Annotated in this window: 20 protein-coding genes; 13 read left to right on the plus strand and 7 right to left on the minus strand. The window is 39.3% G+C overall.

Translation table 11 applies throughout. The features are described 5' to 3' along the window. Nucleotides 1-288 precede the first annotated feature (288 nt). From sulP to plsB, 3 genes are all read right to left on the minus strand, one after another. Nucleotides 289-2,013 carry a sulfate permease gene (sulP, locus tag ABJ384_RS07380; protein WP_349929662.1) on the minus strand — a complete coding sequence of 575 codons (1,725 nt, stop codon included), beginning with the start codon at nt 2,011-2,013 and terminating at the stop codon, nt 289-291. Nucleotides 2,014-2,114: 101 nt separating this feature from the next. Next, on the minus strand, nt 2,115-2,432 hold the full coding sequence (locus ABJ384_RS07385) for a metalloregulator ArsR/SmtB family transcription factor (protein WP_086196964.1): 318 nt from the start codon (nt 2,430-2,432) through the stop codon (nt 2,115-2,117). Nucleotides 2,433-2,616: 184 nt separating this feature from the next. Next, on the minus strand, nt 2,617-5,118 hold the full coding sequence (plsB, locus tag ABJ384_RS07390) for a glycerol-3-phosphate 1-O-acyltransferase PlsB (RefSeq protein ID WP_349929663.1): 2,502 nt from the start codon (nt 5,116-5,118) through the stop codon (nt 2,617-2,619). Between the two features lie 266 nt (nt 5,119-5,384). Between plsB and cysK the strand changes: the two genes are divergently transcribed. Together cysK and ABJ384_RS07400 are read left to right on the plus strand one after the other, a co-directional pair. Then, nucleotides 5,385-6,383, plus strand: a complete 999-nt coding sequence (gene cysK, locus ABJ384_RS07395) for a cysteine synthase A (RefSeq protein WP_180176410.1) — start codon at nt 5,385-5,387, stop codon at nt 6,381-6,383. Nucleotides 6,384-6,732: 349 nt separating this feature from the next. Beyond that, nucleotides 6,733-7,668 (plus strand): LysR substrate-binding domain-containing protein, encoded by a 936-nt coding sequence (locus tag ABJ384_RS07400; RefSeq protein WP_086196961.1) that lies wholly within the window; start codon nt 6,733-6,735, stop codon nt 7,666-7,668. Between the two features lie 22 nt (nt 7,669-7,690). Here ABJ384_RS07400 and ABJ384_RS07405 read toward each other — a convergent pair whose 3' ends face one another. Then, the gene (locus tag ABJ384_RS07405) at nt 7,691-8,290 is read right to left on the minus strand and encodes a TetR/AcrR family transcriptional regulator (protein WP_086196960.1); all 600 of its coding nucleotides are present in this window, start codon (nt 8,288-8,290) and stop codon (nt 7,691-7,693) included. A 685-nt stretch (nt 8,291-8,975) separates the two neighbouring features. Between ABJ384_RS07405 and ABJ384_RS07410 the strand changes: the two genes are divergently transcribed. From ABJ384_RS07410 to ABJ384_RS07440, 7 genes are all read left to right on the plus strand, one after another. After that, nucleotides 8,976-10,757, plus strand: coding sequence for an acyl-CoA dehydrogenase C-terminal domain-containing protein (locus tag ABJ384_RS07410; RefSeq protein WP_349929664.1), 1,782 nt, complete (start codon nt 8,976-8,978; stop codon nt 10,755-10,757). Nucleotides 10,758-10,862: 105 nt separating this feature from the next. Continuing rightward, nucleotides 10,863-12,032, plus strand: coding sequence for a thiolase family protein (locus ABJ384_RS07415; protein ID WP_349929665.1), 1,170 nt, complete (start codon nt 10,863-10,865; stop codon nt 12,030-12,032). Nucleotides 12,033-12,151: 119 nt separating this feature from the next. Further along, the gene (locus tag ABJ384_RS07420) at nt 12,152-13,651 is read left to right on the plus strand and encodes an acetyl-CoA hydrolase/transferase family protein (protein WP_349929666.1); all 1,500 of its coding nucleotides are present in this window, start codon (nt 12,152-12,154) and stop codon (nt 13,649-13,651) included. A 230-nt stretch (nt 13,652-13,881) separates the two neighbouring features. Beyond that, nucleotides 13,882-14,223, plus strand: coding sequence for a hypothetical protein (locus ABJ384_RS07425; RefSeq protein WP_349929667.1), 342 nt, complete (start codon nt 13,882-13,884; stop codon nt 14,221-14,223). Between the two features lie 262 nt (nt 14,224-14,485). Beyond that, nucleotides 14,486-14,635, plus strand: a complete 150-nt coding sequence (locus ABJ384_RS07430; RefSeq protein ID WP_349929668.1) for a hypothetical protein — start codon at nt 14,486-14,488, stop codon at nt 14,633-14,635. A gap of 542 nt (nt 14,636-15,177) precedes the next feature. Continuing rightward, nucleotides 15,178-15,678 carry a pyridoxamine 5'-phosphate oxidase family protein gene (locus ABJ384_RS07435; RefSeq protein WP_349929669.1) on the plus strand — a complete coding sequence of 167 codons (501 nt, stop codon included), beginning with the start codon at nt 15,178-15,180 and terminating at the stop codon, nt 15,676-15,678. Between the two features lie 717 nt (nt 15,679-16,395). Next, nucleotides 16,396-17,586, plus strand: coding sequence for an MFS transporter (locus ABJ384_RS07440; RefSeq protein ID WP_349929670.1), 1,191 nt, complete (start codon nt 16,396-16,398; stop codon nt 17,584-17,586). A 97-nt stretch (nt 17,587-17,683) separates the two neighbouring features. On the opposite strand, the gene ABJ384_RS07445 is transcribed toward ABJ384_RS07440, so the two are convergent. Together ABJ384_RS07445 and otsB are read right to left on the minus strand one after the other, a co-directional pair. Continuing rightward, nucleotides 17,684-19,117, minus strand: coding sequence for a trehalose-6-phosphate synthase (locus tag ABJ384_RS07445; RefSeq protein WP_349929671.1), 1,434 nt, complete (start codon nt 19,115-19,117; stop codon nt 17,684-17,686). Continuing rightward, a complete protein-coding gene (otsB, locus tag ABJ384_RS07450; RefSeq protein ID WP_349929672.1) occupies nt 19,105-19,953 on the minus strand; it encodes a trehalose-phosphatase in 849 nt (282 codons plus the stop codon). Before otsB ends, ABJ384_RS07445 begins: the two co-directional genes overlap by 13 nt. 700 nt (nt 19,954-20,653) lie before the next feature. On the opposite strand from otsB, the gene ABJ384_RS07455 reads away from it, so the two are divergent. Then, nucleotides 20,654-20,923, plus strand: coding sequence for a hypothetical protein (locus ABJ384_RS07455; RefSeq protein WP_349929673.1), 270 nt, complete (start codon nt 20,654-20,656; stop codon nt 20,921-20,923). A 61-nt stretch (nt 20,924-20,984) separates the two neighbouring features. Continuing rightward, entirely contained in the window at nt 20,985-21,323 is a 339-nt protein-coding gene (locus ABJ384_RS07460; RefSeq protein ID WP_349929674.1) for a hypothetical protein, read from the plus strand. A 150-nt stretch (nt 21,324-21,473) separates the two neighbouring features. On the opposite strand, the gene ABJ384_RS07465 is transcribed toward ABJ384_RS07460, so the two are convergent. Then, a complete protein-coding gene (locus ABJ384_RS07465; protein WP_180042603.1) occupies nt 21,474-21,914 on the minus strand; it encodes a DUF2147 domain-containing protein in 441 nt (146 codons plus the stop codon). Between the two features lie 583 nt (nt 21,915-22,497). On the opposite strand from ABJ384_RS07465, the gene ABJ384_RS07470 reads away from it, so the two are divergent. Further along, nucleotides 22,498-24,696: an OsmC domain/YcaO domain-containing protein gene (locus tag ABJ384_RS07470; RefSeq protein WP_349929675.1), complete on the plus strand. Its 2,199-nt coding sequence runs from the start codon at nt 22,498-22,500 to the stop codon at nt 24,694-24,696. A gap of 579 nt (nt 24,697-25,275) precedes the next feature. Beyond that, nucleotides 25,276-26,163 carry a DMT family transporter gene (locus tag ABJ384_RS07475; RefSeq protein WP_349929676.1) on the plus strand — a complete coding sequence of 296 codons (888 nt, stop codon included), beginning with the start codon at nt 25,276-25,278 and terminating at the stop codon, nt 26,161-26,163. Nucleotides 26,164-26,203 lie beyond the last annotated feature (40 nt).

Here is a 26,203-nt window from a genome sequence, read left to right on the forward strand (position 1 = left end):
GACTAAAAAATCACAAAAAATATTCGGCATTTTATACCTAAAAGTGATATGGCTAAAAAATAATTTCCATATAAAAACTAACTGCTTATTTTTAAAGTTGATATTTTTAGTTTTTCATCAAATTTTTGCCATATTTTTTAAATATTCAAATAATACAAATGCTTCCGATTATTCTACTGTGTTGTATTCTGTTAAAAGATTCTATTTTCAAGCTCTTAATAAAATATCAAAGGCAGTCTCAAAAAACCACAGCAGAAATTGAGTGGGATCATTTATATCTGATTTGTCTTAAAATACTTCCGGGGAAAGTTCTTGCATGGCCTGAAAATGCGAAAGATAAATCCGACCACTTAAGTGATGCAGCAGTTTTGAATGTTGTAATTTATCCATTACGGGGCCCTTAATTTCGGAAAAATTCAGTTTGATATCCAGTTTATTGAGTTCGGCATTGAGGTCTTCCAGCATTTCCAGCGCACTCAGATCGATGGCACTAATACTGGAGCAGTTAATGACTACATGCTCTAAATCGGTATACTGACTCACGGCATTAATCAGAAAACCTTTAAAAGTATTGGCATTTAAAAAGGTCAGGTTTTCATCTATCCGCATGGACAGGACTGTGTCTGACGTCAGCACCTGATGACGCTGTATATTTCTAAAATGCTGGGTTCCTTCAACCAGACCAATGACGGCAATATGCGGGCGGCTGATCCGCCACATCAGCAGAATAAAGGTAGAAACAATACCCAGTAGCAAACCAGTCGAGATATCGATGCAGAGCACACCAAAGAAGGTAATCCACATGGCAATACCATCAGCTTTGGAATAACGCCAGGTTTCAATAAAGGGCTTGAAATCAACCAGTTTCCAGATGGAAACAATAATAGTTGCTGCCAGAATGCCTAAAGGCAAATCACGGAAAAAGCCGGTAAAATAAAGACTGACCACCACAATAAGCAGAGATGAAATGACCCCTGCCAGCGGAGTTTTGGCACCGGCATCTGCATTGACCACCGTACGTGACAAGCTTCCGGTAACCGGAAATGCTGAACTGAGACCGGCACTTAAATTGGATAAACCCAACGCGATCAGTTCCTGGTTACTATTTAAATGACTGCGTTGCTGTAGGGCAGTCGCTTGAGCAATAGATAAAGACTCGACAAAGCTGATCATGGCGATCATGGCTGCACCGGGTAACAAGGTAATGACCAGATCCAGATTCCAGTAGGGCATGCTCAGCGGAGGAAAACCTGAGGGGATTTCTCCTACCGTTTTAATGCCCACGGCTTTTAAATCCAGAAAATAGACCGCCGCAATTGAAATGACCACCAAACTTAAAGGCAAGGCTTTCGTCAGAAATGCCGTCGACCCTATTCGGCTTTGTGCAGCATTGGACTGTAAAACTTTAGGAAAATAAATCAGAAAAATGAGCGCAAGCATGCCAAAGATCAAAGAGGCGAAATTGCTGTACCTTAGATATTGCCAAACACTGACTACAAACTCAGGGATATTATTGGCCTTTAAAGGTACATCAACCAGAAATTTGAATTGACCCAAAGCAATCAGCAGCGCAGAAGCAATAATAAAACTCTTGATGACCGGATGACTAATCAGCTGAATCAGAAAGCCAAATCGAAATATTCCGAGCAATAAGGAAATGACACCCACCATCACGGCAAGCAGGCAGGCTGCCTGTATATAAACCGGTGAGCCCACCTCAAATAACGGATTGAGTGTCGCGAAAGTCATCATGGAAATAATCGCGACCGGGCCAATAGAAAGCGTAGGACTGCTTCCGACCATGGCGTAAATGATCATGGGCAAAATACTGGCATACAGTCCCGTAATGGGCGGTAGTCCTGCCAGCATAGCATAAGCCATGCCTTGCGGAACCAGCATTGCGATGACAATTAGGGCTGAAAGAAGGTCAGATTTAAACTTGATCGGGTTGTAGGTACGCAGCCAGCGCCAAGCGGGTAATAGCGCCGTTAAGCGAGAATTTAAATCTGACATATCTAAAACTAAATCACTATTTTAGATATATTATGCATAAAAAATGCTAAGAAATCTTATCAGGACGATTACATCTGCTCAATTTTCTTTTATTTATATGATTAAATTAAATTTTTAGGACAATAGAGTTGATATAGGGTATTGAGGACCTGAACCAGTTTTTCATCTTTAATGGAATAAAAAATCTGTTTTCCATCGCGACGAGTGGTCACCATATCACTTTTACGTAGCATCATCAGTTGCTGTGATAAGGTAGGCTGGCTTATTTTTGTCGTCTGTTCTATTTGTGATACATTTAATTCTTGTTTGGCAAGATGACATAAAATAAGTAAACGATCTGTATTGGCTAATGATTTTAATATTGTGACAACAACATCAATAGACTCATGCATAGAAGCAATTTCAAGATCGGTGTTCATACAGCATTTCCATACTACGCAACAGTAACCTAGGCAGTATACTGCCTGATTAATCTCATATAGGATGAAAATGTAACATTTTCAATGGTTTTTTATGAAAGTAATTATCAGATATTCTTATATCCATTAAAATAAGGCATTTAATCCAGATTAAATGCCTGATAGCAATGCAAAATATGATTCATCAATTTTTATGGGTCTGTTTAAATCCTTTTAATTCTTTTTCATTAAAATGCACGGCTTCAGTGATTGCCTGACGCGTTTCAGGATTATACCAGTTAAAAATTGCAGACATTTTTTCTTCAAAATCATCGCTAATGACAAAATAATTTTCTTGAGTACTGAACAGACCTTTTTCTTTTAATATAGCAATAAAGCTTTTTAAGGTGGCGCTGTCAAAATAATAACCAGCCTGAATCTTTTTGGTTTGTGACAGTTTGTTCAGTACCGCTTTACCCATTTTCTCCAGTTCTTTCAGGCTTAGTGCTTGCAGCGAAGCATACTGCTGAAGTAATGCAGCAATCATCGTCATGTTATTCAGGCTGGAAGCAGACAAATGGGCCAATGTGACAAACTGGTTTTGCATGTGTTCATCGGCTGGGATAGAAAGGGTTTGATCCTGACGAACAATCCAGCCTAAATGTTCTAAACCATCTATAATAAGTGTGATTTCTTTTTCTAATTCATCCATAGACCATTTTAAGAAAAATTCTTCTTTAAAATAGGGATAGATATTTTTAAGGGTGTCAGTTAAATAATGCTTAGAGATTTTTTTATATGAATGCACCAGCATTGCAATTAATGCCGGCAAAATAAAACAGTGCAGAATATTATTACTAAAATAACTTAACAGAATTTTTTGACTTTCGGCAACGCGTACCCAGTTTTGATTATTTTGGCTGAAGATTTCAACCTGTTTTAATTTTGCAGCATATTGAATAATCTCTGTGCTCGATAATTCTGTCATGATCATTTTTGCATCATATTTCATTGTTTTTAATAAATGACGATATTGATCAATTTTGCCGATTAAATCATGTTCAGTTAAAGCATGATTATCTGCATTCAATAAAATAAGTGAAATTAAAGCAATCGGATTAATGACCACTGCTTTATTAATATTTTCCAAAATAGAATTTGCAACTTGGTTCACAGTTTGAATAACAGGCTGGGGTAATTCATCGTGAATATTGAGTTTAATCTGCTTGGCCTGATGCTCAGCTAAAACCTGATCCAGAAAAACCGGTTCCCCAAAATTGACGTATACCTGTCCAAAAACTTTTTCAATTTTACGGACTGAACTTAAAATGCCCCAGATCGATTCGGCTTCTTTCGGTTTACCATTCAGTTCATTTAAATAAGACGTACCTTCAATCAGTTTTTCATAACCAAAATAGGTAGGAATAAAGGCAATTGGCTTGGTTGCACCACGTAAATGACTTTGTACCGTCATCGACAGCATGCCTTTTTTCGGTGGTAACAGCAGACCAGTCCGTGAGCGTCCACCTTCAATAAAGTATTCCAAAGGGGTGTTACGCGACAATAAACTATGCAAATATTCTTTAAAAACAGAAGTATATAACTCATTTCCACTAAAAGTACGACGGATGAAATAAGCACCGCCACCACGCATGATCTGACCGACCACAGGCAAGTTGAGGTTAATGCCTGCCGCAATATGCGGCACCATCAAGCCACGGTTAAAAATCACATAAGACAGCAGTAAATAATCGATATGACTGCGATGGCATGGTGTATAAACAATTTCGTAATCTTTGGCCAGCTCGCGGACGGTATCGAAATTATGCACTTCAATTCCATCATAAAGTTGCGTCCAGAGTTTGGTCAGCGCCAGTTCAGCAAAACGTAGGGTAGAATAGGAAAAGTCCGAAACCACTTCGGTTAAATAGCCTTTGGCACGGTTCTCTGCTTCGAACATGCTGATTTTGTTGTCAATACTTTCTTTACGAATAGCATCTTGCACCGTTTCGGTTTTCATTAACTTGTTAATGAGATTACGGCGGTCGGATAAGTCGGGACCTAAAATGGCTTCTTTGTATTTATTGAAATTGCTATTGAGTTCCTTGACCACAGAATGTGCCGGGGAAAAGTTTGGATATTCAATTTTAGATTTTTCTATAGCTGCTCTTAGGGAAATGGGTTTGTGAAATTCAATATAGTTTTCACGGCTATATAAAGAAATATTCAAAGCCTGCTTTAATTTGGACGGTGTCGCCCAGGCATCGGCAAATAAGGCTTTAAACCAGGAGTCTTCATATTCAGGTGAGCGGCCCCATAAAACCGTCACCGGAACCAGTTCTATTTCGTATTCGGGATATTTTTCCAGAGCTTCAATCAGCCGAATGAGCTTGGCTGAATAATGATAGGTTTGATTTTGTGAGTTGGGTAGGTTTAAAGCCAGAATAGAATCATCTTCCTGCAACTCCTGAATGCTGAAAGGCGTAAAAACAGAAGGCAGTTGGCGTGCTTTGGCTTCAGTATCAATCAGGACCGTGTTGCTTAAGGATGCATCTTGTAATACATAGCAAATTATTTTTTTATCTGTTTGATATTCTAAGGTTTTTTTTAATTCTTCAGTATTGCCCAAGACTTGAGGAGTCACAATTTTATCTAAAATTTTCTGTGTAAATTGTCGATAGAACCGGCTATAACTCTTATGAGACATGTGATTCCCTAAATCAGTTTTCATTTGCTGGATATTGTGTGCAATTGCATGAATAAATACAAACTTTATTGATGACAATTACGTCATTTAAGTGGTAACTCTTTGGTCAATATTACAAGCTTATCGGTTTAAAAAGCATTGTTTTTTAGATTGAAATCACAACTTAAGTTGAATAAGCATAGCAATAGAAAAACTTATCTTGAAAGTGTAAATGGCTTATGATGAGCGCATGACTTTAAAATCAAAAGACAGCTCAAGGAGTTAAAATGAGTACTGATTCTGCTTTTCCAGCACCGAACAATTTAGCCATAGCGGTTTATAGTGATAATGCTGAAGCGATTGGCAATACACCTTTAATTCGTATTAATCGTGCCATTTCATCCGATGCAACCGTATTGGCAAAAGTTGAAAGCCGTAATCCGGCATTCTCGGTGAAATGCCGGGTAGGTGCCGCTTTAATTGCAGATGCTGAAGAAAAAGGTTTGCTTAAACCGGGCATGCATATTGTCGAGCCAACCAGTGGCAATACCGGTATTGCACTGGCATTTGTTGCAGCTGCCAAAGGTTATGACATTACCTTAACTATGCCTGCAAGCATGAGTGTTGAGCGCCGTAAGGTGCTGAAGGCTTTTGGTGCAAATCTGGTACTGACTGAGCCGGCCAAAGGCATGAAAGGCGCTGTAGATGAAGCAGTACGTTTAGCCACTGAACAACCGGATGTGTATTTTTTACCGCAACAGTTTGAAAACCCGGCCAATCCTAAAATTCATGAACAGACCACAGGCCCCGAAATTTGGGAAGCTACTGGCGGTAAAGTCGATATCCTGGTGTCTGGCGTCGGTACGGGTGGCACCATTTCCGGTATTTCACGTTATTTTGAACAGGTAAAAAATCAGCCGCTTTATTCGGTTGCTGTGGAACCTGCGGAATCACCGATTATTGGTCAGGCGAAACGCGGCGAGCCATTGACTCCGGGACCGCATAAAATTCAGGGCATTGGCGCCAACTTTATTCCGAAAAACCTGGATCTGGATTTAGTGGATGAAGTCATTGCTATTGAAAGTGCTACAGCTATTGAATGGGCACGCAAAACAGCCACCCATGACGGTATTCTGGTGGGTATTTCAAGTGGTGCAGCCATGGCAGCCGCAGCTCAATTGGCAGCACGTCCTGAAAATGCCGGTAAAAACATTGTGGTAATTTTACCGGATGCCGGTGAGCGCTATTTATCTTCAGTATTGTTTGAAGATATTTCAGCAGATTAATTGCTGTAGGCTTTATAGTTTGACTTAAATTTGATGCGTTCAGGTTTAAGTCAAACCGTTTGAGTGATGTGTTTCTTTAGACCTCTTTCATCCATCCTTTTTATTTCTCTTACACAGACTTGAAATATATTGCAATTCCGCTCAGGGAGTAAAATAAAGAGGGTGTCAACAAGGGTGAAAGCAGTCTGTTATGTTATTTTGATTTTTATTGGTAGAATTTATTTTATAAGCTTCAGCCAAAGCTTATTCGTATGGCATGCTATTTCGGTATAAATGGACATTGGAAATAGCACTCAAAAGGCAGATGATGTATTGCCTCTACAAATTAAAGATTTAGGGATTTGAATCGGTGTTTGAGCTCGACTGTAAATTACTCAGCGTTTTTCTTTATATTTATAAATATAAAAGTGTTTCCGTCGCGGCTGAATATCTGGCCATGAGTCAGCCCACAGTCAGCAATATCCTGAATAAAATCCGTCAGCATTATAATGACCCGCTTTTTTTAAGAATCGGCAATGAAATGGTGCCGACTGAACTGTCGAAACAGCTGTTCCCACTGGTCAGTGAAGCCTTGAGTAAAGTAGAAATCATCAATAATTTCACCGTTGATTTTGACCAGACTACTTCACAGCAGAAATTTACCATTGCCATGACCGATGTGTCGCATTTGGTGTTATTGCCTAAAATTTCCCAATATTTAAAACAGCATGCTTCAAATATTCGTTTAAATGTTCGCGCCATTACTTCTGAAACCAGTTATCAAATGGCCAATGGAGAAATTGATCTGGCGATTGGTTTTTTACCCCATCTGGAAAATGGTTTTTATCAGCAAAAACTGTTTGAGCAATATTATGTGGTGATTGCATCCAAAAACCATCCGCGGCTGAGCGAAAACAGTCTAAGCACTGAACAATATATCAATGAACCCCATATCGATATTGATGCCGGAATGGGGCATTATCATATTGAAAATGAATTGTTAAATTTAGAACTGAAACGTAATATCTTGATGCGCTTGCCCAGTTATCTGGGCGTTGGTCTGGTTGTACAGGAAACCGATGCAATTGCGACCGTACCTTATTATTTAAGTGAAGTGTTATTGTCGCGCGGCAATTTACAGATTTTTGATGCACCGATTACTTTTCCCACCTATGCAGTCAAGCAATATTGGCATATGTCCTGCCATCACAAGACCAGCCATCAATGGCTGCGGCAGATGTGTTATGAATTGTTCTCGAAAATGAATGACCTGGATGACCCTATGCATAAAATCATTCATCAATAATTGATTTATTGAAACCCGAATATCAAGAAATTTTATCCGGAGTCATTAAGGCTTGGTTAATATACAGTTTAATCAAGCGTTCACGTGAACCAATGGCTTTCTGGTAATGGGTTGAATTGAGCAACAAGGAAGCACCATAGGTGACCGTCCAGATATAAGACAAATAGTCGCGAATCGACATGGCACTATTGAAGGATTTCAGATATTCGTCGGTCATGTCCTTAATTTCAATAATCCGCTCTTCACGTACCCGATAAAGCTGTTCAAATAATTCTTTCAGCTTGCGTTCATTATTGGTTAAGCGTTCTTCAATCACATGCAATAAAATGGTCCGGTTGGAATTTAACATGTTGTAGAGCATGTACTGTGAAACATAGGTTTTAATATTATTTTTATATTTTTTTGAAATTTCCAATAATCTTTTTTCATTCAAGATGATCAGTTCTAAATAGAGCTGATTCTTGCTTTTAAAATGTTTATAAATGGTCCCTTTGGCAATATCCAGCTCACACGCAAGTTCTGCCAGGGTAATGTCCTGATTATTATCCAGCAACAGTGTTTCTGCCATGGCTAAAATTTTCTCTTTGCGTAATTGAAAATTTTGTTGGCGTACCGTATTCATCGCAAGTCCCAGAAAGACATAAAAAAAGCCAATTTAAAATATACCGATATCAAGCCTATGACAACCCAACTAATGTCTGATATGAGTCAAAAACAAAGCACTGCTTTGTTTTTAGCATAAGAAAATAAAAAGCACTTTTTTGTTTTAATGCAAGAGAGGCAATATAAACTGATGGTTAACGAAGCACATTAAATCAGCTTAGATTTGCAATTGCATAGCACAAAATAAAAGTCAATCAGTGAGAACCTGAGAGGTCAATAATCATCAATAAAATTCCAATTACCGCATAATTATTTTATTGTCTTTTTGCGTTGAAAAAAGGGATTAACCCATAAAACGCAAAGAGCAGATATGCTGATTTAACCGTATTTCATTCACATATTTAAGCTTAGGCTTGATCGTGAGTGGTTCAGTTTAAAGTGATTTACAGAAACCATGTTTCATTCGTTGCTCATAATAGTAATGATGAAATGATTCTGAACACTCGAGCTGATGAGTAAAGTTTTTAAACCTGATTCTCGCTGCATTCATTTTTTCTTCATGGATGTTGCAAACTGCGCGAATAGTCAAATTTTACTTAGCGAGATGTACGTGAGAATAAATCCGTTATTTCAGTATAGGTTCTTACAACTTTAAAAAGCACTTCACTATTTTTAATGCGAAGTCTTCACATAAGGAAAGCAATATGCCTATTTATAACGCACCCCTTAAAGACATGGAATTTATTTTAAATGATGTATTTAAGGCAGATGAATTCTGGCAGGGTAATGAAAACCTTGCTCATTTAGATATGGCAACGGCTAATGCGATTTTAGAGGAAATGGCCAAGTTTTCTAAAAACGTCATCCTTGATCTAAACCGCAGCAGTGATGAAGAAGGCGGCGCACAGTTTAATAATGGCGTGGTGACTACACCTAAAGGTTTTAAAGAAGCATTTAAACAGTTTGCCGAAGGTGGCTGGGTGGGTCTAGGGGCACCTGAAGAATGGGGCGGTCAGGGCATGCCTAAAATGCTGACGGTACTGGCTGATGAAATGATCTGGAGTACGAACCCCTCATTTATGCTCTACCCATTACTGACTGTGGGTGCAGGTATGGCGATTAATGACCGTGCTTCCCAAGAACAAAAAGAGACTTATCTGCCAAAATTCTACACTGGTGAATGGTCAGGTACCATGTGTCTGACAGAACCGCATTCTGGTACAGATCTCGGGCTGATCAAAACCAAAGCGGAACCGAATGAAGATGGCTCTTTCAATATTACCGGTACAAAAATCTTTATTACCAGTGGTGAACACGACCTGTCTGAAAACATCATTCACCTGGTTCTGGCAAAAACACCCAATGCACCGGCTGGCTCACGTGGTATTTCCTTATTCATCGTGCCTAAATTCCATGTCAATGCAGATGGATCGGTGGGTGAACGTAATGCCGTATCTGCCGGTTCTATCGAACATAAGATGGGGATTAAGGGATCTGCGACTTGCGTAATGAACTTTGATGGTGCCAAAGGTTATATCGTTGGTAAGGAAAATGAAGGTCTGGCAGCCATGTTCGTGATGATGAACTACGAACGCTTATCTATGGGGATACAAGGCATTGGTGCGGCTGAATTTGCCTATCAAAATGCTGCACAATATGCCACAGACCGTTTGCAGGGCCGTTCGGCAACCGGTGCAAAAGCACCTGAAAAACCAGCCGATTCTATTTTAGTGCATGGCGATGTGCGTCGTATGTTGCTGAATGCTCGTGCCAACAACGAAGCATCACGCGCCTTTGCTGTTTATGTCGGTCAACAGCTCGACATCACCAAATACTCAACCGATGCTGAAGCAGTACGTAAAGCCAATGACCGTGTTGCACTGTTAACCCCAATTGCAAAAGCCTACTTAACCGACAAGGCACTTGATTCAAGCCTAGAAGCACAAATGGTGTTTGGTGGTCACGGTTATATTCGTGAATGGGGCATGGAACAATGTATTCGTGACTTGCGTATTTCCCAAATTTACGAAGGCACCAACGGCGTTCAGGCGATTGACCTGATTGGCCGTAAGACCATCAAATGCGGTGGTGCATACCTTGCTGAATACATTGTGGAAATTCGTGAGTTTGCACAAGCTTTAGATGATGCCTTGCCAATTAAAGCCGCTACATTAGATGTGTGTACACAAGTTGAAGACATTACCGCTTTCATTGTGAACCATGCAAAAACAGCGCCAGAGTTCTCTAATGCTGTAGCAGTGGATTACTTGCATGTAGTGGGATTACTCAGCTTTGTCTATATGTATGCACGTATTAGCCAGGCCGCTCAACCAAAAGCGGAAGCGTTCTTCCAGAACAAACTGGTGTTAGCGCAGTATTATGTAGCCAAAGTTTTACCTGACCTGGCTGCACGTGTACAACGTATTCAAGCCGGTGCCGATGTAGTGATGCAGTTACCAGAGGAATACTTTACTGCCCAATCTTAAGTTTGGCACTACACTTTAATACAGGGTTTAATAAAGATGGAAATGACATGAGCTGAGGGTATAGCTCATGTCACACAACAAGATTGATAAATTAGGATGGAAAAAATGATTGTTATTGTAAATGGTGTTCGTACAGCAATGGGTGGCTTCCAAGGAGCATTGTCTTCATCTACAGCACCAGATTTAGGTGCAGCAGCCATTAAAGAAGCTGTAGCGCGTTCCGGCTTGCAACCAACCGATATTGATGAAGTGATTTTTGGCTGTGTACTTCCGGCCGGTTTAAAACAGGGTCCGGCACGCCAAGCCATGCGTCAGGCAGGTTTACCTGACAGTACGGGTGCAACCACCATTAATAAAATTTGTGGTTCAGGCATGAAAGCGGTGATGCAGGCTGCTGATGCCATTAAAGCCGGTTCTGCTGAAATTGTAGTTGCAGGCGGTATGGAATCGATGAGTAATGCGCCATATCTACTGGACAAGGCGCGTGCCGGTTATCGTATGGGACATGGCAAAATCACCGATCACATGTTCCAGGAAGGTCTGGAAGATGCTGAAACCGGTTTGTCGATGGGTATTCTTGCACAAGAAATGGCAGATAAAAAAGGTTATACCCGCGAACAGCAAGATGCCTTTGCCATCAGCTCGTTGAATAAAGCGGTCACTGCCATCAACAATGGTTATTTTAAAGAAGAAATCGTGCCTGTAACCGTGTCTTCACGTAAAGGTGATGTAGTTGTTGAGCAAGACGAACAACCGCTGAATGCCAAGGCCGATAAAATTCCAACTTTACGTCCTGCATTTAAAAAAGATGGCACCATTACTGCCGCCAATTCCAGTTCGATTTCAGATGGTGCATCGGCTTTAGTGCTGACTTCAGAGGAAATTGCGGCACAACGGGGATTAAAACCACTGGCAAAAATTGTCGCTTATGGCTCCAACTCACAACATCCTACAGAATTCAGTATTGCACCAGTCGGTGCGATTGAAAAAGTATTGAAAAAAGCTGGCTGGAATGCTCAGGAGGTTGACCTTTGGGAAATCAATGAAGCATTTGCCATGGTGGCGATGGCTGCGATAGATGCGTTCAATCTGGATGAAGCAAAAGTGAATATCAATGGTGGTGCTTGTGCATTGGGTCATCCACTCGGTTCATCAGGTTCACGTATTATCGTGACTTTAGTACATGCCCTAAAACGTACCGGTGGTAAAAAAGGCATTGCCAGTTTATGTATTGGTGGTGGTGAAGCAACTGCTGTTGCAGTCGAGCTGATCTAAAAAGTCTCTATCAGCGTAGAGCGATAAGTAACGAATTAGAATTTAATAAGCAATAACAACCACCATTCCAGCACGCCGGGATGGTGAAAAACAATATGTTTATTTTTGAGATTTTTATTATGAATGGTTTAGATCGCATTCGCTTAGTCTCCCTTCGCGACAAAATTATGTCTGCTGAACAAGCGATTAAATTGATTCAAGACGGTGCTGTAGTCGGTTTAAGTGGTTTTGGTGGTGCAGGTGAGGCAAAAGCAGTACCGTTGGCTCTGGCTGAACATGCCAAAGAGCATCCCTTGAAAATCACCCTGGCGACAGGTGCCAGCCTAGGCAATAAAATTGATGGCCGTTTAAATGAAGCCCATGCAATTGAGCGCCGTTATCCTTATCAGGCTGATCCCGGTCTGCGTAAATCCATCAATGCTGGTGAGGTGATGTATATCGATCAGCATTTGTCTGAAATGGCAGATAACATCCGTCATCACAACTTGCCATCGATTAATGTCGCGGTGATTGCAGCAACGGCGATTACTGAAGATGGGCAGATTATTCCAACCGGTTCATGCGGTAACTCGGCCAACTTTGTGGAAATGGCAGATCATGTGATTGTCGAAATTGACAATACCATTAATCCGGTACTGGAAGGCGTACATGACATTTATATACCGAAAGCCCGTCCGAACCGCGCACCGATTCCGTTGATTCATGCGGGTGACCGGATTGGAACGGTTGGGATTCAGGTTAGTCCGGAAAAGATTTCAGCGATTGTGCTGAATGACATTCCTGATACCTCTTTTAACATGGATGAACCGGATGAGGATACTTTGGCTATTGCCAAACATCTGATTCAGTTCTTTGAAGGCGAAGTGGCAGCTGGACGTTTACCGGAAAATTTAGGCCCATTACAGTCTGGAGTAGGTTCGATTGCCAATGCGGTTTTTTCAGGTTTTGAACATTCCAATTTTCATGACTTGGAAATGTATTCGGAAGTCTTACAGGACTGTACCTTTGAGTTGATTGATTCAGGTAAAATGACCTTTGCTTCAGGCTGTTCAATGACCTTGTCAGATTCTTGTGCACAACATGTGATGCAGAATTTTGAACAATACAAAGACAAAATTGTGCTGCGTCCGCAGGAAATTTCCAATAATCCTGAAATCATCCGCCGTTTGGGGATTATTGCCATCAATACCGCACTGGAGTTTGATATTTACGGCAATGTCAATTCTACCCATGTCACCGGTACCAAAATGATGAACGGTATTGGCGGTTCAGGTGATTTTACCCGGCATGCCCATATAGCAATTTTTGTGACCAAATCGGTCGCCAAAGGTGGGGCTATTTCATCTGTAGTTCCAATGGTCAGCCATACTGACCATACCGATCATGACGTTGATATTTTGGTGACAGAAAACGGTCTGGCAGATTTACGCGGTCTGGCTCCGCGTGAGCGTGCCCGCAAGATTATCGATTTATGTGCGCATCCTGATTATCGCGATGAACTGAATGATTATTTTGAACGCGCTTGCCAGCGTGGTGGGCAAACCCCGCATCTTCTTGAAGAAGCCTTGTCCTGGCATGCAACATTTGAAGAGACTGGAAATATGCATAAAACTGCATAAAGATAGTTAAATGTATAAAATAAAACCCATCTTATGATGGGTTTTTTAATTTCTAATCTAATTCTAAATTAAGTTAAGTTTTTATGAATGAAATGTGGAGAGAATTTTCAAAAAATGACGAAGGCAAGACAGATTCATTACGGCTGAAACGCTTTACCTACAAGATCTCGCTTAACCCTAAGATCGTTCTTTCTATAATGACCGCGTCGTAACATTCAAGGTCTTAAGTTTTGAAATATCTTCAATATTTTTCAGGAATCTCATTAGCACTGTTGTTAACTGCGTGTACCACTGAAACACCGGATTATCAGGGAAATTGGAAAAACACCCTGGAAAATCCAAAACTTGAAAATATCCTTGTCATTTCCAAGAATGGTGACAATTATTTCATTACCAATACGATAAAAGATAAAGCAACGGGTAAAACTGAAAAGAAAAATCCTGTACCTGCCTCAGTGGGCAAAAATGGTTTTCTTGAGGTTAATGCTGGTGCGGCTATGGTTGATTTTGCAATTGATGAGAAAACCGGCAATCTGGTGGGTTCAGGCTCAGTCTATAAGAAAGCCAAATAATCATGGACACATACGTCTACAGAAGATGTCATGAATATGAATGATTTATGGTATTTTTTAGCTGAAAAAAATTAATAGCACTGCAAAATCTTTAATAAAATATTCTGCGTTCGCTCGAATTTCATCTATTTCATACGCTGAATATTGATCAACGATGGTAATAACAATGATGCCTATGTTATTGAGAAAGGGGAAACGGTGAAAAACAGGGCAGGTGCTGTAATATACTTATAGCCATCACTGGGAGAAAAATGGCATTGCCTTGGGGGGTAACCGTTTAACCCAACATTTTACAATTGCAGATTTCTGGCCAAACCGTCGCCAAAACTACTTTGTGACCTTTAATGAACCAGATCAGGTCAAAAATTTTCAAGACCAGAAGCTAAGGGAACAACTTGGTGCAACAGCCTAATACCAAGATATGAACATTGAGTTCAAACACAGGTTGATTCCACTAAAATGTCTCATGTTTTTATAGGGGGCTTTTTTATTTTTCAGAAATCATTCATTTTATTTTTTGGCATGGTTCCTGCTATGTATAAATTACCATATTTATAGAGGAGAGCCATTCATTTGATCACTCAACAACAAGTATCGGTTAATTCAGTATGTATAAAAAAACTGTACATACACTATAAAATAAAAGACATCAATAACTAAACCAAACTTAGTTTAAAGCAAGTTTCAAACGGCCCCGAGTGAGTTACAAGGGGCTTCTTTTTGCCTATATCTCATTTTTATTCTTATTTATCTCAAGAATCTGAAAACCTTTCCAGCTGAATGTAACAGAATTGGTCTTCGTTAATTCTTATGATCATTGCTAACAGCTTTTATTATGCAAATGTATAAAATCAGTGAGATAGGATATTAAAACTGGAAAATATAATTAATCTTGAACAGAAGTTAAGCACAAAATTAGAGAGTTTATATTAGGTCTATTGCAGGAGAATAATGATGACAGATAATCAAGATCGTGAAAAATTATGGGAACTGATTAAAGAGATACGATTTTCAATGATCAGTCATAGTACTGAATCCCAGGAAATCCATGCACAACCTATGACTATGCTTAATTCTGAACGTATGAATGAAAGCCAGAACCTTTACTTTATTTTGAAAAGTTCCAATGATCTGGTGAATGCGATTGAATCTGGACGTAATCAGATTGGACTGTCCTTCGCTAAACCTTCAGATAGCATTTATGTTTCAATTAGTGCACATGCACATATCAGTACAAACTCCGCCCTGATTGATGAACTGTGGAATTCATGGGCTGAAAACTGGTTCGAAGGAAGAGATGATCCGAGTGTACGGGTTCTGGTTGCTGAGGCTGTCAGTGCCGAGTATTGGAATGTCACCGACAATAAAATGACCCAACTGTTTAAGGTGATGAAAGGAAGTCTTACTGGTAAAACGGATGAACCCCATGCAGAGCATAAAAAAATGAATCTGTAGAAGGTTAAGATTGTCTAATTGAAGATTACTATTCTAAAAATAAATAAAATCTTGAAGTTTAGAAATTGGCTCTGTAGCTTAAAACTATAGGGCTTTTTTATCGGGTCATCGAGATAGTTGAATGATTATTTTACTTTTCAAAGGAAATTTGAAAGAGGATCACTTCCTTATGAAAATGACTCGACAGGATTGCTGAAAAAACGAGCTAAAGGTCGCTTGGTGTACTGAAGTAAAGGTTTGCTATGAAATTAAAATATTGAATCTTTGGTAGATTTCTTTAGTAAGTTGTATATCTTATAAAAATATTAATGAATAACCACTTTAAATTTGGCTTTTTCTCTAAATAATTGCCATAAAAATCTCCGATAAAAAAGATCAGATAAGCTTGAGAAAATTTTTATAATTATTTCAATGATATGATTATTTAGTAGAGATTTTAAAAACATAAAATATTGTTTTTATTGATTTATTTAAAATAATTGAAGTTTTAGATAGTTTATTGTTCTTTTACCTAAAGAGACTAGATATTTACAGCAGTTACAAAATATTCTTTAAAATTCCTAAAAAATCGGCTTGATTTACTCTTTTTTTGTGTATAATTTCGCCAAATTAAAACCCTGGTTTAGTTATAGAAAATATCTATAATTTCCGGGGTTTTTCTCTGGAAATTATCCTGAAAGGGACGGCCAAAAACCTATTTCTTGTGGTGGCACACATATGTTTTTAACTAAAACAGCACATCTGGGTCATGCAACTCAGCACTCTGCACAGCGTTTATCTACATTACTGAGCTTCTTTAGTTTAGGTCTCAGTACTGCAGCATGGGCTCCGCTGATTCCCTACGCACAGCAGCGACTTCACCTGAATCATGCCGATTTTGGTACTTTATTGCTGTGTATCGGTGCAGGTTCCATGCTGGCAATGCCTGCAACAGGTTTACTGATCCAGAAAGTGGGGTGTCGTGCCATTATTTCCGTAGCCGTTTTATTGTTGCTCATGGTTTTACCCACTTTTGCTTTAACCAGTAGTATTTTGATCATGGCCATTGCTTTGTTCCTGTTTGGTACAGCTGCGGGTAGCCTGGGTGTGGCAATTAATTTACAAGCTGTGATTGTGGAAAAAAACAGTGCCAAAAGCATGATGTCGCAGTTTCATGGCATGTGCAGTTTAGGTGGTCTGGCCGGAGTCATGACGGTTACTGCCTTACTTGCAGCAGGTGTGAGCCCCTTGATGAGTGCTTTGGCAATTTGTCTTTTATTGGTGGTTTTAAGCGTCATGGCCGTGCCTAATAGTTTAGAGGTCATTAAAAAGGAACCAAAAACTGATACTACTGAAGTTGAAAGCAAGACCAAAAAACTTCCCAGTCCGTTAATCATTTTGATGGGTCTGGTGTGTTTTATTGCTTTTCTTTCAGAAGGTTCGGCAATGGATTGGAGCGGAATTTATCTAATCAATGAATACGGCGTAAAACCTGCTTTAGCTGGTCTGGCGTATACCTGCTTTGCAATTGCCATGACTTCGGGGCGTTTTGCAGGTCATTATTTAATTAAGGCTCTGGGTGAAAAAAATATCATCATCTACAGTGCAGTTTGTGCAGCGCTTGGACTGTTTACGGTGGTGGTTGCTCCACACTGGATTGTGGTTTTATTAGGCTATGTTTTACTGGGCTTGGGTTGTTCGAATATTGTTCCGGTGATGTTTTCACGTGTGGGCCGTCAAAATGTCATGTCTAAAGCAGCCGCATTGTCATGTGTTTCTACCATGGCGTATACGGGCTCTTTATTGGGACCTGCTTTGGTTGGGATTAGCAGTGAAATGATGGGCTTGTCTGTCGTCTTTGGGTTTATTGCGACTTTGCTTTTAACCATTGCTTTTTTAAACCGTTTTACTCAGGTCAAAGCTTCTTAATATCTTGATTTAATTTATTAAAATAGAACGAGCATACTCAAGAGTAGATATGCTCGTTTTTTATCACTAAAAAATATAAAATTCTTGTTTTAAATACTTAATAATTCGCAATTTTCTGACAAGATTTTTTAGTGAATGAGGGGAGGATATTGACTTTTTCAGCGCCTTTCAGATCGGCTAAAAATGCATTGCGCCAGTCATTGATATCAAAACTTTTTAAGCCATTCATCAATTGCTGATAGCGTTCCAAACGTTCTGATTTTGCCATGGTTAAGGCTTTTTTTAAGGCCTGAATCATACTGCTGCAATTTTCAGGATCGACCATTAACGCTTCAGACATCTGCGCTGCTGCACCGGTATATTTTGAAAGAATTAGTACTCCCGGATTTTCCGGGTCCTGGGCCGCGATAAACTCTTTGGCGACCAGATTCATTCCGTCACGCAAAGAATTTACCCAGCAAATATTGGCTTGCCGATAAATTTTCATTAATACATCATGTGAAATGGTGGCATGGGTGCAGTTAATCGGTAACCAGTCATCTTGAGAAAATTCCTGATTAATCAAATCCACCTTGGACTGTAAATGCTCAAATAAATCTTTATACGCGGCAATTTCCATACGGCAGGGACAGGCAATTTGTATGTCGATAAGATGCTTATGGTATTCAGGATTGCTCTGTAAAAATGCTTCCAGGGCATTAAACCGTTCGATTAACCCTTTGGAATAATCAATGCGATCGACGCTAATAATGGTTTGCTGATCACTAAGACTCTCAAATTCAAATATAGTGGAAGTATTTTCATCTTTTTGCTCGGCGACTTTTTGTATCAGTTCTGGGTTAACCCCAATCGGATAGCATTGCACAGTGACCTGATGATGATTAAAGCTCAACATGTGAGTATTGATAGGCTGAGTAGCCAGATAATGACTGCACACTTGCATACATTGCTGCTGGTCATGTTCAGTTTGTAAACCCACAACATCATACTGGCAAAGGTCTTGAATCAATGATTGTGCGGTAGGAATTAAATTCCAGATCTTTAGGCCAGCAAAGGGAATATGCAGGAAAAATCCAATTCTATTTTTCATGCCCATTTCCCGACAATAACGCGCCACACTTAAAAAATGGTAATCATGTACCCAGATCAAATCGTCGGGCTCGGCCATTTGTTTGAGCTGTCTGGCGAATAGCTGATTAACCTGTTGATAGGTCGTGTATTCCTGAGCCTGGTATTCAATTAAATCGGCGCGATCATGCATTGCCGGCCATAAAGTATTATTGGCAAAACCACAGTAATAGTTTTGGTACTGCTCTTCAGTTAAAGGACATGTAACGTATTCCACATCTTTATATTCAGTTTGATTAAAGAGCGGCTCTTGATGGTTGGCGATTTTTTCACCATTCCAACCTAGCCAGATTCCACCAATATCAGCAAGTGCATCTTGCAAGGCCACGGCTAATCCCCCAGCGGTAGATTTATCGGGATTGGGTAAACTGACACGGTTCGATAATACGATTAATCTAGACATGCTTTTTCTCCCTCTGATACTTGAGACAGTCTCAAACAATGTTCTTCTAAGAATTGTGAAAATAAATCAAGAAAATCAGTAACATCTTCAACATTTTTTAGTCGGTAATGCGCCTGGGTAGGTTCTGGTCCAACTTTTATACTGATACCTTCTAACTGATTGATAACTTTGAAGCCAGATTCGTCGGTTTTGTCATCCCCAATGAAAATAGCGAATACATCATTAAGATTTAAATACTCCAACATCGTTTGAATCGCTTGTCCCTTATCTGCCTGTTGAGGGAGCAATTCAAATACATATTTCCCTTCATTTATTTTCAGTTCTGGGTAGGTTTCTAGAATTTCTTCAGCAATTTGTTTTGCAATATCAGCAAGTTCAGGATGTTGACGATAATGTATTGCAACAGAATAGGTTTTGTTTTCAATCAACAATTGAGGATAGGGCTGACAGCGTTTTCGAATATCGTCTTGTAATGAAGAAAAATGAATTGCATTTGTAGCAATACTGAATTGAGTGTCGTCATCGATTTTTATTTCCAGGCCATGCGTACCTGCTATGGGCATTTTTAAAGGAAACAGGAGTTTTGAGGCAACCTTGACTGAACGACCGGTAAGAAAGATGATCGAAACATTCAAATGACTTAACTGCTGTAAAGTATTTAAGGTGGTGAATGAAATAAAACTTTGAGAGGGATCAGGATGAAATTCTGAGATTGTTCCATCAATATCCAGAAATAAACAATACTTTTTATCCCGGGATAAATAAGGAATTATAAATTGTAGCAAGTTATGAGCGTAATGTTGACAGGGGTGAGAATAAGAACTTGAGCCACACATATTTACTGTCTATTAATTATTTGATTCATTCATAAATATCATTAAAAAAATAATTGAGGGATAAAAATATTATTAAAGCTACATAAAATAAATAAATTTTACATAGTTTATGCTTATTTTATTTTTGTCTAATTTTATATCTGTGCCTGAGTGAGATTAAAAAAATATAGATTTTAAGGTGTTAGAATGTAGATAAAGTCTCATTCCAAGTATTTTTTACATTTAAAATCCGATTAAAAATACTTGCAAAATCAGCCAAAAAATAAATTGTAATTATTGATATTTAATGAATATATAGTTAAAAAATAAGGTATTAAACTTGCTAATTAAATATTTTTGCATAACATGGTTACATTTTATATAACTTTGATTACACGAATGTATGTTGACGTATATTTGCCACAATGCAAGTGGATATTCACTTGGATTATTTAGTCGGCATGATCTTGAAATAATATTCAAAAATATTAACAATCTTATATTATTGATTATATTTTTGAATTGAAAAATTATTATCCTTTTTTAAGGAGGAAGTATAAGCCTTATTGTTATCGATTATCCTTGTGATCAAAAAATGATTTATTATTTTTTTTAATTTATAGAAATTTTAACCATGATTACTTTATAAAAAATATTGTTATAGAATTTAATTTGTAATTTGGTTAAATCAATCTAAACATATTTATATAGGCGGATAAGCATGAATATGCAAAATGAATTATGTACTCTGGAACAAATTTATAATTTTTTACTTTTGCGTCCTTATTTTCATAAGGACACCCAGTTCGAGAAGTTAAAAGAATTTTTTTATGAAATCCATGAAATAAATGGCGGTTTTTTTGAAGTTAAAAATTCTTATAGTTTTTTGGGGACATTTAACGGTAAGCAAAAGGTCATAGATTCCACCCATTCTCCTAATTTTCTTGATAAAAAAGTATTCTTGGAATGGGTAATCAGACAGATAAATTAACGATGAGATAAACGCTATTTTATGCTCTGTACCTTTTAGAAATATGATGGATGGAATCAACATGATCAAGAAACATATATGCTTTGTAGTAATGGCACTATTGGGGTTAGGGGGATGTCAAACCTATAGTACAAATCAAACGCACTTTATCATGATTACAAAATCATTAGGAACCAAACAGTGTTCGGGAGTCAATGCCGATGATCAGCTTCATCAACTTAAACATGAATTAGAACAGGCAAATATTAAAGTTTTTGCTGCTGAAATAAGTACAGATCAAATGTCACATATTGCTTTATGTGGGGCAGACGACGGTAAAATCGCGATTTTCAAAATTAGACAAGAGTCAGTCATTAGCGCTGAAAACATGGGTTATAAACTAAAAATAGCGGATGAATAATGATTGCCGGTTTAATTTTGTTGAAATGACAGATTAACAATCTTACTTACTTAGGAAAAGATCAGAGTAGAGCTATTTCAGAAGGAATGTGTGATTTGCAATTAAAAGCGACTGATTAAAGTCACTTTTAATTGATTCAATCTGATGTTGTTAATGGATACGTACCCAAGTCTGGCTTCGACCAAGGGCAGATATGCCAATATAACCTCGACCATTTAAAGTTTTGCCATCTTCAGAGAGTTTGGCATTAAAGCTATAAGTTTTACCATTTTTAGGATCGGTAATTTTTCCGCCATCATAGCTATTGTTCCCGGCCTTTTTCAGTCCAGATACGATCTGTACGCCTTGAAGCGGTTTATTATAAAATTTACCCTTACACTTGGTACATTTTTCTCCTTCAGTGCCTTCCAATACATCTACAATCTTTGCTGAAAGTACACCCTTCGATGTTTCAGTAAATTGAACCACAGATAAGGGTTTCTTGGTCACATCATCAATTGTTTTCCATTTGCTCCCATGTAAGGGGTCGGCAGCCAGAGCCAGTGTGGAAACCAAAGACAGTCCGATTATGCTTAGCGTTGTTTTTATCATCATTTGACCTCAACTGATTTGAGTAAACCTTTTTTGTAGAAATGCTTGAAGTCATGGTTCGAGTTCAGACTTCAACAGGCACAAAATGCAGGTTTGCAGTTTGTAGCTAAAATCTTATTGAAAGATTTAGTATCTATTGTGGAAATTTTTATGAGCTTATGTGTGGAACCCTTTAATTCAGTGTAATTTTTATTTTCTTTTTCTACATAATTTGATTGAAATTTACTTTATTTCACAATTCATGATGAAGCTCCACATGATGTCTAGTCGTGACTTATACCTGAGTAAGACCTACATATTTAGTAAAGTGTCTGGAAATATTGTCTTGATACTGCCAGATCTAAGTTGTCCTGTTTTAAGCATTTTTCATAAATAGGAGAGAACAGCAGACAAAAGTTATCAATCAGGCAAAATCACTCTATAATACTGTCCATCATTTCTAGGGTCAGTCGTTCGGGATGCTGCACGCATGACACTAGTCACACTATTTTTTAAGTCAGTTTCTTATCTGTAATTCGGCTTATGTTTTATTTTTTTGATTTTTATGTGTTGCACTGACACATAAGAATATTTAGGTGCCCGCATGGAAATTAAGGTCAATTATCTTGACAACCTTCGACAAGAAGCCAAGTTCGATGATTTCACGGTAATCGCCGATCAACCCATCCGCTATAAAGGTGACGGTTCAGCGCCAGGTCCCTTCGACTATTTTCTCGCCTCGTCAGCATTATGTGCCGCTTATTTTGTAAAGGTGTACTGTGCAGCGCGTGACATTCCAACCGATAACATCCGTTTGTCGCAAAACAATATTGTAGACCCGGAAAACCGTTACAAGCAGATTTTTAAAATTCAGGTTGAATTACCGGCTGATATTTCCGAAAAAGACCGCCAGGGTATTTTGCGCTCTATTGATCGCTGTACGGTAAAGAAAGTGATTCAAACCGGTCCGGAATTCGTAATCGAAGAAGTGGAAAGCATTGATGCCGATGCTCAAGCCTTGCTGATGCCGAGCTTGACCTCGGAAAGCAGCACCTATATTCCAGGTAAAGACCTGCCATTAGAAGAAACCATCTCCAATATGTCCAGCATTATGGCGAACCTGGGGATGAAGATTGAAATCGCATCATGGCGCAACATTGTACCGAATGTGTGGTCTTTACATATTCGTGATGCCCAATCGCCGATGTGCTTTACCAACGGTAAAGGTTCGACCAAAGAAAGTGCTTTGGCTTCAGCTTTGGGTGAATTCATTGAACGTTTGAACTGTAATTTCTTCTATAACGACCAGTTCTGGGGGCAAGAAATTGCCAATGCTGAATTTGTGCATTACCCGGATGAAAAATGGTTCCAGCCAGGTCCAAATGGAGAATTGCCAAAAGAAATTCTGGATGAATACACTTTAGAAATTTATAACCCTGAAGATGAACTGCTCGGCACACATTTGTATGATACCAACTCGGGCAATACTGCGCGCGGCATCTGTTCATTGCCATTTGTGCGTCATTCTGATGGTGAAACGGTTTATTTCCCATCCAACCTGATTGAAAACCTGTATCTTTCCAATGGTATGAGTGCGGGGAATACCTTGGCCGAAGCCCAGGTCCAGTGTTTATCTGAAATTTTTGAACGTGCCGTTAAACGCGAAATTTTAGAAGGTGAGCTTGCACTTCCGGATGTGCCTGAACATGTACTGGCAAAATATCCAAAAATTGTTGAAGGGATCAAAGGTCTGGAAGAGCAAGGCTTCCCGGTACTGGTTAAAGATGCTTCTTTAGGCGGCCAGTATCCGGTGATGTGCGTGACCTTGATGAACCCGCGTACGGGTGGTGTATTTGCCTCTTTTGGTGCACATCCGAACTTTGAAGTCGCCCTGGAGCGCAGCCTCACTGAACTGCTCCAAGGTCGCAGTTTTGAAGGCCTGAATGATCTGCCTAAACCGACATTCAGCAGTAACGCGGTAACCGAGCCGAATAACTTTGTCGAGCACTTTATTGATTCCAGCGGTGTAGTGTCATGGCGTTTCTTTAGTGCCCAGTCTGACTACGAGTTTGTAGAGTGGGACTTTACCAACCAAGGTCAAAACTCCAATGCTGAAGAAGCGGCAACGTTGTTCGGCATTCTCGAAGATATGGGCAAGGAAGTGTACATGGCTGTGTACGAGCATTTAGGTGCAACCGCTTGCCGTATTTTAGTACCGGGTTATTCGGAAATTTATCTGGTTGAAGATTTAATCTGGGATAACACCAACAAAGCCTTATTGTTCCGTGAAGATATCCTGAACTTGCACCGTTTGGATGAAGACCAGTTGGTTGCTCTGGTTGAACGTCTAGAAGATGTTGAAGTAGATGATTACACTGAAATTAGTACCTTGATTGGTATCGAGTTTGATGACAATACGGTATGGGGTCAGCTCACCATTCTGGAATTAAAACTGCTGATTTATATTGCTTTGCAAGAGTTTGAAGAAGCCAAAGAGCTGGTGGAAACTTTCCTGCAATATAATACCAATACCGTTGAGCGTGGCTTGTTCTATCAATGCATGAATGTGGTTCTGGAAGTAGAACTTGACGATGACATGGATCTGAATGATTACGAAGCCAATTTCCGCCGTATGTTTGGTGATGAGCGTATGGATGCGGTGATCGGCTCGATGGACGGCAGTATCCGCTTCTATGGTCTAACTGAAACCAGCATGAAGCTTGAAGGTTTGGACCGTCATTTACGTCTGATCGATAGCTACAAAAAACTGCATGCAGCACGGGGCAAAACTTTGTCAAAGTAAACTCTTATTGAGGAGGACTCAGGTTTTGCTCTGATGCGAATATAAGCAAGAAAACGGCTTGTTCATAATGAATAAGCCGTTTTTTTATTTTGAAAACCGCTTCAATTATTTCCTGATGTTTTTTTTAAATTAACTTTTATGGGATAGAGAGGTGTAGATGAATCATTGGTAGTATTCTAGGTCTCTAACAAAATATTTATCCTGTGGGTTGATTCCAGGTCATCATAAGCAACTTTCGTCTATTTAAATATAGATATATCCTTATATTTTCAACTTGTGTTTCAGGTTTAGATTAAGTCATCGGATTGAGGGGGTTAAACCCTGAAAATAGAACTTTAGAAACTAGGTAAAGATAGTATTAATAATTAAATATATGAAATTATTTGCATTAACCATAAGCCCGATAAGCTGTGTAAGATTAATTTTTTTGAAGTTTAAAATAGCAAATACTTAATATTTTTTATGGTTCAGGGTCTAGAGCCAAACTTTACGCTATTAAAGGCCATCCCATTTTTAATTAGTCATGCATTCTACTAAAGCATAGAATGAGTTCACTTTTGTTGTAATGGCGTTAGGCATATGGCAGTGAGCTGGATTTTCTTCACTTTAATGGCAGCATTTATGCAGGCCTGGCGTAATGCCTTTCAAAAACAGCTGAGTACCACGGTAGATGTCTGGGGAGTCACGCTGGCCCGGTTTATTTTTGGATTGCCATTTGCTGCTCTTTACCTCGGCAGTCTGTATTATTTCAAGCCGGTTGAAAGTATCGTCCACTTCACGCCAAAGTTCTGGGTCTACATTGTGATTGCCGCTTCCAGCCAGATTTTAGCCACTGCATTGATGGTACAGCTGTTTAAGCAAAAAAATTACGCGATTGGGGTAGGGCTGGCTAAAAGTGAAGCGATACTGGCCGCGATTATTGGCGTAACTTTCCTGGCTGACCATTTGTCCTTTCTGGCCTGGATTGGGGTGGCACTGGGTGGTTATGCGGTATTTTTGCTGAGTAAAGGCCAGCAGATGTCCGGGTTCTCAGCCAAAACACTGGCTATTGGCATCGGAAGCGGTTTAAGTTTTGCCATTACTTCACTACTGGTACGAGAAGCCAGTTTAGAGCTCACAAATTTACCAAATTTACACCGTGCAGGATGGGTATTACTGCTGGTGATCAGTTTCCAGTGTATCAGTATGCTGCTTTATCTGGGGCTATTTAGCCGCCGTACTTTAATTGCCATGTGGCAACGTTTGGGCCTCACCTTTAAGGTAAGTGTGTGCAGCTTTATGGCATCGCTCGGCTGGTTCACTGCCATGAGCATGATGAGTGTACCGGTGGTCAAAACCTTAGGCCAAATCGAGATTCTGTTTAGTATGCTGATTTCCGCTTATTTCTTTAAAGAAAAACTGGCCCGTGCGGAGCATTGGGGATTGGTGCTGGTAGTAATTGCGGCAATCTTAGTGATCTGGGCCTGATGCGAGAAAAATATTGGAAAGATAAAAAAGCCACTTCGAA

It is taken from the genome of Acinetobacter sp. A1-4-2, assembly GCF_040233925.1.
In the GTDB taxonomy this organism is placed as follows: domain Bacteria; phylum Pseudomonadota; class Gammaproteobacteria; order Pseudomonadales; family Moraxellaceae; genus Acinetobacter.

Bases quoted from the DNA above. Each gene is read 5' to 3' on its own strand.
- plsB (WP_349929663.1), bottom strand. From the start codon at position 5,118: ATGTCTCATAAGAGTTATAGCCGGTTCTATCGACAATTTACACAGAAA.
- ABJ384_RS07415 (WP_349929665.1), top strand. From the start codon at position 10,863: ATGATTGTTATTGTAAATGGTGTTCGTACAGCAATGGGTGGCTTCCAA.
- ABJ384_RS07460 (WP_349929674.1), top strand. From the start codon at position 20,985: ATGATCAAGAAACATATATGCTTTGTAGTAATGGCACTATTGGGGTTA.
- ABJ384_RS07405 (WP_086196960.1), bottom strand. From the start codon at position 8,290: ATGAATACGGTACGCCAACAAAATTTTCAATTACGCAAAGAGAAAATT.
- ABJ384_RS07465 (WP_180042603.1), bottom strand. From the start codon at position 21,914: ATGATAAAAACAACGCTAAGCATAATCGGACTGTCTTTGGTTTCCACA.
- ABJ384_RS07445 (WP_349929671.1), bottom strand. From the start codon at position 19,117: ATGTCTAGATTAATCGTATTATCGAACCGTGTCAGTTTACCCAATCCC.
- ABJ384_RS07385 (WP_086196964.1), bottom strand. From the start codon at position 2,432: ATGAACACCGATCTTGAAATTGCTTCTATGCATGAGTCTATTGATGTT.
- ABJ384_RS07435 (WP_349929669.1), top strand. From the start codon at position 15,178: ATGACAGATAATCAAGATCGTGAAAAATTATGGGAACTGATTAAAGAG.
- ABJ384_RS07410 (WP_349929664.1), top strand. From the start codon at position 8,976: ATGCCTATTTATAACGCACCCCTTAAAGACATGGAATTTATTTTAAAT.
- cysK (WP_180176410.1), top strand. From the start codon at position 5,385: ATGAGTACTGATTCTGCTTTTCCAGCACCGAACAATTTAGCCATAGCG.
- ABJ384_RS07440 (WP_349929670.1), top strand. From the start codon at position 16,396: ATGTTTTTAACTAAAACAGCACATCTGGGTCATGCAACTCAGCACTCT.
- ABJ384_RS07455 (WP_349929673.1), top strand. From the start codon at position 20,654: ATGAATATGCAAAATGAATTATGTACTCTGGAACAAATTTATAATTTT.
- sulP (WP_349929662.1), bottom strand. From the start codon at position 2,013: ATGTCAGATTTAAATTCTCGCTTAACGGCGCTATTACCCGCTTGGCGC.
- ABJ384_RS07475 (WP_349929676.1), top strand. From the start codon at position 25,276: ATGGCAGTGAGCTGGATTTTCTTCACTTTAATGGCAGCATTTATGCAG.
- ABJ384_RS07470 (WP_349929675.1), top strand. From the start codon at position 22,498: ATGGAAATTAAGGTCAATTATCTTGACAACCTTCGACAAGAAGCCAAG.
- otsB (WP_349929672.1), bottom strand. From the start codon at position 19,953: ATGTGTGGCTCAAGTTCTTATTCTCACCCCTGTCAACATTACGCTCAT.
- ABJ384_RS07420 (WP_349929666.1), top strand. From the start codon at position 12,152: ATGAATGGTTTAGATCGCATTCGCTTAGTCTCCCTTCGCGACAAAATT.